This window comes from Achromobacter colocynthidis (assembly GCF_057334535.1).
In genome coordinates, this window is sequence record NZ_JBHFIZ010000007.1 from 74,195 (window position 1) to 82,054 (window position 7,860).

Annotated in this window: 6 protein-coding genes; all 6 read left to right on the forward strand. The window is 65.3% G+C overall.

Features of this window, described 5'->3' with window-relative positions:
* Window positions 1-110: 110 nt before the first annotated feature.
* Window positions 111-629, forward strand: coding sequence for a MarR family winged helix-turn-helix transcriptional regulator (locus ACE04A_RS04605; RefSeq protein WP_448717623.1), 519 nt, complete (start codon window positions 111-113; stop codon window positions 627-629).
* Window positions 630-632: 3 nt separating this feature from the next.
* Entirely contained in the window at window positions 633-1,871 is a 1,239-nt protein-coding gene (locus ACE04A_RS04610; protein ID WP_448717625.1) for an MFS transporter, read from the forward strand.
* Window positions 1,872-1,971: 100 nt separating this feature from the next.
* Window positions 1,972-4,629: a leucine--tRNA ligase gene (leuS, locus tag ACE04A_RS04615; RefSeq protein ID WP_447990776.1), complete on the forward strand. Its 2,658-nt coding sequence runs from the start codon at window positions 1,972-1,974 to the stop codon at window positions 4,627-4,629.
* Window positions 4,630-4,640: 11 nt separating this feature from the next.
* Entirely contained in the window at window positions 4,641-5,303 is a 663-nt protein-coding gene (locus tag ACE04A_RS04620; protein ID WP_259245653.1) for an LPS-assembly lipoprotein LptE, read from the forward strand.
* A 3-nt stretch (window positions 5,304-5,306) separates the two neighbouring features.
* Window positions 5,307-6,362 (forward strand): DNA polymerase III subunit delta, encoded by a 1,056-nt coding sequence (gene holA, locus ACE04A_RS04625; protein WP_438860203.1) that lies wholly within the window; start codon window positions 5,307-5,309, stop codon window positions 6,360-6,362.
* 193 nt (window positions 6,363-6,555) lie between these two features.
* The gene (locus ACE04A_RS04630) at window positions 6,556-7,836 is read left to right on the forward strand and encodes a glutamate-5-semialdehyde dehydrogenase (protein ID WP_404976219.1); all 1,281 of its coding nucleotides are present in this window, start codon (window positions 6,556-6,558) and stop codon (window positions 7,834-7,836) included.
* Window positions 7,837-7,860 lie beyond the last annotated feature (24 nt).

A 7,860-nucleotide genomic window follows, 5' to 3' on the forward strand; every position in this document is an offset into this window, starting at 1 on the left:
CCTCGAAAGAGGCGCGCCTTTCTTTTTTTGCCGGCCATTTTGCGTGGCGCCCGATCGGCGGTTAGAATTTATCTTAATGTTAAGAAACTTCATATCAAAGTATTACTGCCATGCCTACCTCTGATCTGGTCGATCTGGTGATCTCGCAATGGAGCACGGAATGTCCCACGCAGGACTTTGCCGCCATGGCTGTCATCACCCGGGTGTTCCGCTTGAACGCCTTCGCCACCCGCAACGTGAATCGCAGCTTTCGCCGCCACAACCTGCACCAAGGTGAATTCGATGTGCTCGCCACGCTCTACCGCACGGGCGCGCCGCACGCCATGAATCCGCAAAAGCTGGTCGACGCGCTGCTGCTGACCTCGGGCGCCATGACCAACCGGCTGGACCGCCTGGAGCAAGCCGGCCTGCTGGTGCGCAACCCCAACCCGGACGACCGCCGAGGCATCATCGTGTCGCTGACTACTGAAGGCTTGCGCGTGATCAAACTGGTGCTGAAGGACTATTTGAAGGACCTGGGCGAACTGCTGGACCCGCTATCGGTGGCCGAGCGCAAGCAATTGGCTGGCCTGCTGAAAAAGCTCTTGCTCAAACACGACCAGGAAACCCCCGGCGGCATCGGGGTCTGACTTATGAATGCATCTTCTTCCACCTCCCCCTCTTCCACGCCAACACCAACGCCCACGCTGACCGCGCCGATCGTTTTGCTGATGTCCGTGGCAACCGGCTTGGCCGTTGCCAGCAATTACTACGCGCAGCCCCTGCTGCACACCATCGGCCAACAGTTTTCACTATCCAACGCCATGGCGGGCGCCATCGTCACCACCGCGCAACTGAGCTACGCGCTGGGGCTGATGCTGCTGGTTCCGCTGGGCGACCTGTTCGAACGCCGCCGCCTGATCGTGCTGATGACGCTGCTGTCGGCCGGCGGACTGTTGATTTCCTCGTTCGCCCACAACATCGCCCTGCTGCTGCTGGGCACCGCGCTCACGGGGATGCTGTCGGTGGTGGCCCAGATCCTGGTGCCGTTCGCCGCGACCCTTGCCGCGCCGCATGAACGCGGCAAGGCGGTCGGCACGGTCATGAGCGGGCTGTTGCTGGGCATCCTGCTGGCCCGCACCGTGGCCGGCGCGCTGGCGGACGTGGGCAGTTGGCGCACGGTGTACTGGGTGGCCGCCCTGCTGATGCTGGGCATGTCCGCCGCCTTGTGGCGCGTGCTGCCCCGCTATCAAAGCCCCACCACGATGAGCTACCCGCGTCTGCTGGGCTCCATCTTGCGCATGTTTATGGAAGAGCCGCTGTTTCGCGCGCGGTCGCTGCTGGGCTTTCTGCTGTTCGCCGCCTTCAGCATGCTGTGGACACCGCTGACCTTCCTGTTGGCCAGCCCGCCCTATGAATACAGCAACACCACCATCGGGCTGTTCGGCCTGGCGGGGGCGGCGGGCGCCTATGCCGCCAACCGCTTCGGGCGCCTGGCCGACCGGGGCCTGGGCAACCTGGCCACCCGTGTGGGCCTGCTGCTGTTGCTGGGGTCGTGGGGGCTGATGGCCTTCGGCCAGGCCTCGGTGATTGCCCTGCTGGCGGGCATTCTGGTGCAGGACCTGGCCATCCAGGGCGTGCATGTCACCAATACCAGTTCGCTCTATCGGCTGCGCCCCGAAGCGCGCAGCCGCCTGACCGCCGGCTACATGACCAGCTACTTCCTCGGCGGCGCCTCCGGTTCACTGGTATCGTCCTGGCTTTACGCCCATTTCGGCTGGCCCGGCGTGGTCATCGCGGGCGCTGTTCTGGGCGTGGTTACATTGGCCTATGGCACATTGGCGCCAAGTGCGCGCATCCCCGAAACAGCCCCGCCCCCTCGCCGCGTCTAGCACCTCCTATAATCAGGGGTTTTGACCGCCACCGCGTCAGGCCGCCCCCGCGTCCACGCGGCGGGGCGGCTCACCCTTTTTTGCCACCGTGCCCGAGCCCATGCAGGAACGTTACCTCCCCACTACCGTCGAAGCGGCCGCCCACCAAGACTGGCAGGCCCGCGACGCCTATCTGGTCCATGAACACGCGAAGAACGCCGACGGCTCCGAAAAGCCGAAGTTCTACGCCTGCTCGATGCTGCCCTACCCCAGCGGCAAGCTGCACATGGGCCACGTGCGCAACTACACCATCAACGACATGATGGCGCGTCAGTTGCGCATGCGTGGCTATAACGTCCTGATGCCCATGGGCTGGGACGCCTTCGGCATGCCGGCGGAAAACGCCGCCATCAAGTCCAAGGTGCCGCCGGCCAAATGGACCTACGACAACATCGCCTACATGAAGAAGCAGATGAAGGCGATGGGTCTGGCAATCGACTGGACGCGCGAAATGTGCGCCTGCGATCCCCAGTACTACAAGTGGAACCAGTGGCTGTTCCTGAAGATGCTGGAAAAGGGCGTGGCCTATCGCAAGACCCAGGTCGTCAACTGGGATCCGGTCGACCAAACCGTGCTGGCCAACGAACAAGTCATCGACGGCCGCGGCTGGCGGTCGGGCGCGCTGGTTGAAAAGCGCGAAATCCCCGGCTACTACCTGCGTATCACCGACTACGCCGACGAACTGCTGGGCGCCGTCCAGAACGACCTGCCCGGCTGGCCCGAGCGCGTGCGCCTGATGCAGGAAAACTGGATCGGCAAGTCCGAAGGCCTGCGTTTCGCCTTCCCGCACAAGATCGCCGGCCAGGACGGCCAGTTGATCCAGGACGGCAAGCTGTACGTCTTCACCACCCGCGCCGACACGATCATGGGCGTGACGTTCTGCGCCGTGGCGCCTGAACACCCGCTGGCCACGCACGCCGCGCGCAACAACCCGCAATTGTCCGCCTTCATTGAACAGTGCAAGCTGGGCGGCACGACCGAGGCCGAAATGGCCACGCGCGAAAAGGAAGGCATGCGTACGGGTCTTACCGTCACGCACCCGATCACGGGCGCTGACGTCGAGGTCTGGGTCGGCAACTACGTGCTGATGACCTACGGCGACGGCGCCGTCATGGGCGTGCCCGCGCACGACGAACGCGATTTCGCCTTCGCCAAGAAATACGACCTGCCCATCGTGCAGGTCGTGGACGTGGCCGGCAAGGAATACTCCACCGCCGCCTGGCAGGAATGGTATGGCGACAAGCAGTCGGGCCGCACCATCAATTCGGGCAAATACGACGGCCTGTCGCACAAGGAAGCCGTGGACGCCATCGCGGTTGACCTGGGCGCGCAAGGCCTGGGCGAAAAGCAGACCACCTGGCGCCTGCGCGACTGGGGCATCTCGCGCCAGCGCTACTGGGGCACGCCGATCCCGATCATCCACTGCGCCGACTGCGGCCCGGTGCCGGTTCCCGAAAAAGACTTGCCCGTCGTCCTGCCCGACGACCTGATCCCCGATGGCAGCGGCAACCCGCTGGCCAAGAACGAAGCCTTCCTGTCCTGCGCCTGCCCCAGCTGCGGCAAGCCCGCGCGCCGCGAAACGGACACGATGGACACGTTCGTGGACTCGTCCTGGTACTTCATGCGCTACACCTCGCCGGGCAACGACAACGCCATGGTCGACTCGCGCAATGATTACTGGATGCCGATGGACCAGTACATCGGCGGCATCGAACACGCCGTGTTGCACTTGCTCTACGCGCGCTTCTGGACCAAGGTCATGCGCGACATGGGCCTGCTCAATTTCGACGAGCCCTTCACCAAGCTGCTGTGCCAGGGCATGGTGCTGAACCACATCTATTCGCGCAAGACGCCCCAGGGCGGCATCGAATACTTCTGGCCCGAAGACGTCGAAAACGTCTACGACGACCGCGGCGCCATCACCGGCGCCAAGCTGAAGTCGGACGGCTCGGCCATCAACTATGGCGGCGTGGGCACGATGTCCAAGTCCAAGAACAACGGCGTCGATCCGCAATCGCTGATCGACACGCTGGGCGCCGACACGGCACGCCTGTTCGTCATGTTCGCCAGCCCCCCCGAGCAGACCCTGGAATGGTCCGACTCCGGCGTCGAAGGTTCCAACCGCTTCCTGCGCCGCCTGTGGTCCATCAGCTACGCGCGCCGCGACGCCGTCGCACGTGGTCTGGCCCATGGCGCCGACTGGTCGCAAGCCACCGCCGCCGTCAAGGACCTGCGCCGCGAGGTCTACACGCTGCTCAAGCAAGCCGACTACGACTACCAGCGCATCCAGTACAACACCGTCGTGTCCGCCTGCATGAAAATGCTGAACGCGATCGACGACGCCAAACTGCCTGAAGACGCCGCCGCCGACGCCGCCTATGCCGAAACGCTGGGCGTGCTGCTGCGCGTGCTGTACCCGGTGGTGCCGCACATCACCTGGCACCTGTGGCAAGACCTGGGCTACGCCAAAGAACTGGGCGACCTGCTGGACGCGCCGTGGCCGCATGTGGACGAAGCCGCGCTGATCGCGGACGAAATCGAGCTGATGCTCCAGGTCAACGGCAAGCTGCGCGGCTCGATCCGCGTGGCCGCCGGCGCTGCCAAGGAAGACATCGAAAAGCTCGCCGCCAGCCAGGAAGAGGTCGCCCGCTTCCTGGAAGGCCGCCCGCCCAAGCGCGTCATCGTGGTGCCGGGCAAACTGGTCAACGTCGTAGGCTGATGAGGTCAAGCATGTACATCGCCGGGCAACTCCCGCACTCCCCCCGCCAATCCTGGCTGCTGCGCGGCGCCTGCGTGGCGCTGTTCATGCTGCTCTCCGCCTGCGGCTTCGCGCTGCGCGGCGTCACTCCTATGCCGTTCGACACGATGTACATCGGCATGCCGGACAACACGCAATTCGGCGCCGACGTGCGCCGCGCGCTGCGCGCGGCCTCGCCCAATACCAAGCTGGTGGACTCGCCCAAGGAAGCACAGGCCATCCTGCAGCAAGTGGGCGACACCCGCACGCTGCGTGAAGTGTCCTTGAACGCACAAGGCCGGGTCGAGGAATACGAACTGGGCATCAACTACACGTTCCGCCTGATCGACAACAAGGGCCGCGCGCTGATCCCGGACACCACCTTGTCCATCTACCGCGAAATGCCGTATGACGACCAGGTCGTGCAGGCCAAGCAAGGCCAGATCGACACCTTGTACAAATCCATGCAGCGCGACCTGGTGTCGCGCGTGCTGCGCCGCCTGACCGCGCCTGACGTGCGTCGCGCCTATGAAGAGGCCGCCGAACGTGGCGAAAACGGCGAGATCCCGCTGTTCGACCCGAACGCACCTCAGCAAAGGAGAACGCCCACGCCTTGGCAAACGCCGTCCACCACGGACCCGGCGATCCTGCGCTAGGCCATGGCACAGTCTTTGGACGCGGACCGGCTTGCCGAGCACCTGCAGCGGCCCGGCAACCGGCTTGCCCCGCTGTATACGGTGTCGGGCGACGAGCCCTTGCTGGTGACGGAAGCCGTCGACACGTTGCGCGCCTCGGCGCGCAACGCGGGCTATACCGAGCGGCTTTCCATGGTGATGGACGCGCGCAGCGACTGGAGCAGCGTCCTTGCCGCCACTCAAAGCGTGTCGCTGTTCGGCGACCGCCGCATCCTTGAAATCAAGATTCCCACCGGCAAACCCGGCAAGTCAGGCGCAGACACACTGAGCAAGCTGGCCGAGCAAGCCGAAAAACAGGCCGATGCCGACACGCTGATCCTGATCGCCCTGCCGAGGTTGGACAAAGCCACCCGCGAAAGCCGCTGGGTCCAGGCGCTTGCCCGCGCCGGCATGATGGTCGACATCGCCAATATCGAACGCGGCCGGCTGCCCGCCTGGGTCGGCATGCGGCTGGCGCGCCAAAACCAGCGTGCCGACGGCGCCACCCTGCAATGGATGGCCGACAAGGTCGAAGGCAACCTGCTGGCCGCGCACCAAGAAATCCAGAAGCTGGGCCTGCTGTATCCGGAAGGCCAATTGGCGGCGGAAGACGTGGAACGCGCGGTGCTGAACGTGGCGCGCTACGACGTCTTCGGCCTGCGTGACGCCATGCTTGCCGGCGACATCGCGCGCACCATCCGCATGATCGATGGCCTGCGCGCCGAAGGCGAAGCCCTGCCGCTGGTGTTGTGGGCCGTCGGCGAAGAAATCCGCCTGCTTGCCCGCGTGGCCGAAGCGCGCGCGCTGGGCCAGGACGTCAATGGCCTGATGCGCCGGCTGCGCATTTTCGGCGCGCATGAGCGCCTGGCGCTACAGGCGTTGAACCGGGTGCAGCCCGGCGTCTGGCCGGCTGCGGTGCAGCACGCCCATGACGTCGACCGCCTGATCAAGGGCTTGTCCGTCGCCGGCCGGCTGTCGGACCCCTGGGAAGAAATGACCCGCCTGGCCCTGCGTGTTGCCGCCGCCGGCGGACGACCGTGAAGGCGGCACTGCCGCCGCCTTCGCCTTGCTGTCCCCTTGTCTTCCCGACGCCTCCGGCCTTGCCGCCGGAGATACACTGAATCCACTGGCCCCAGGCAATAGACCTAGACTCTAGACTCTAGACTCTAGCGCCCAGCCCCCAGACCTTAAGGCGGCCGATAAGCCGCCGCCTGAAGCCGCCCCCAAAACCTCCATGATTGACGCCGCCATGTCCTCGTCCTCCATCGAACACGCCATGCTGACCTTGGGCGAAAACGCCCGGCGCGCCTCGCGCGCCATGATGCGCGCCAATAGTGCCGCGAAAAACAAGGCGCTGCTGGCAATGGCCGACGCCTTGGCCGCCAGCCACGACGAGCTGAAGGCCGCCAACGAGAAAGACGTCTCCGCCGCCCGGGCCAACGGTCTGGAACCGGCGCTGCTTGACCGCCTGACGCTGTCCGACAAAACGCTGGCGCACATGGCCGAAGGCTTGCGCCAGATCGCCGCCCTGCCCGACCCTATCGGCAGCATCACCGCCACCACCGTGCGCCCCAACGGCATGCGAGTAGCCCAGATGCGCGTGCCGCTGGGCGTCATCGGCATCATTTACGAATCGCGCCCCAACGTCACGATCGACGCAGCCGCGCTGTGCCTGAAGTCAGGCAATGCCGCCATCTTGCGCGGCGGCAGCGAAGCGCTCCACTCGAACATCGCCTTGGGCCGCGTGGTCCAGACCGGCCTGGCTGCTGCCGGCTTGCCGCAGGAAGCCGTGCAGGTCGTGGCCACTGCCGACCGCGCCGCCGTGGGCAAGCTCATCACCATGACCGAGCATATCGACGTCATCGTGCCCCGGGGCGGCAAGGGCCTGATCGCGCGCCTGTCGCAGGAAGCGCGCGTGCCCCTGATCAAACATCTGGATGGCAATTGCCACGTCTACATCGACGCAGCGGCCGACCCGGACAAAGCGCATTCCATTGCGTTCAACGCCAAGACCTACCGCTATGGCATTTGCGGCGCCATGGAAACGTTGCTGGTCGACGCGGTCGCGGCCGTTTCCATTTTGCCCACGCTGGCGGCGGCCTTTATCGAACACGGCGTCGAGCTGCGCGGCTGCCCGCGCACGCTGGCGTTGCTGCCTCACATTACGCCGGCCACCGAAGCAGATTGGGGCACGGAATACCTGGGTCCCATCCTGGCGGTGCGCATCGTTGACACCCTGGATGACGCCATCGAACACATTGCACGCTGGGGCTCCGGCCACACGGATTCCATCGTCACCGAAGATCTGTCGGCGGCGCAGCGCTTCCAGCGCGAAGTCGATTCCAGCTCGGTCTACGTCAACCTGCCAACCTGCTTCGCGGACGGCTTCGAATATGGGCTGGGCGCCGAAATCGGTATCTCCACGAACCGCTTGCACGCGCGCGGCCCCGTCGGCCTGGAAGGCTTGACCACCCTGAAGTGGGTATTGAGCGGCGAAGGCCAGGTACGCGGCTGAACCCGCGTGGGGGGGGGGGAGCCC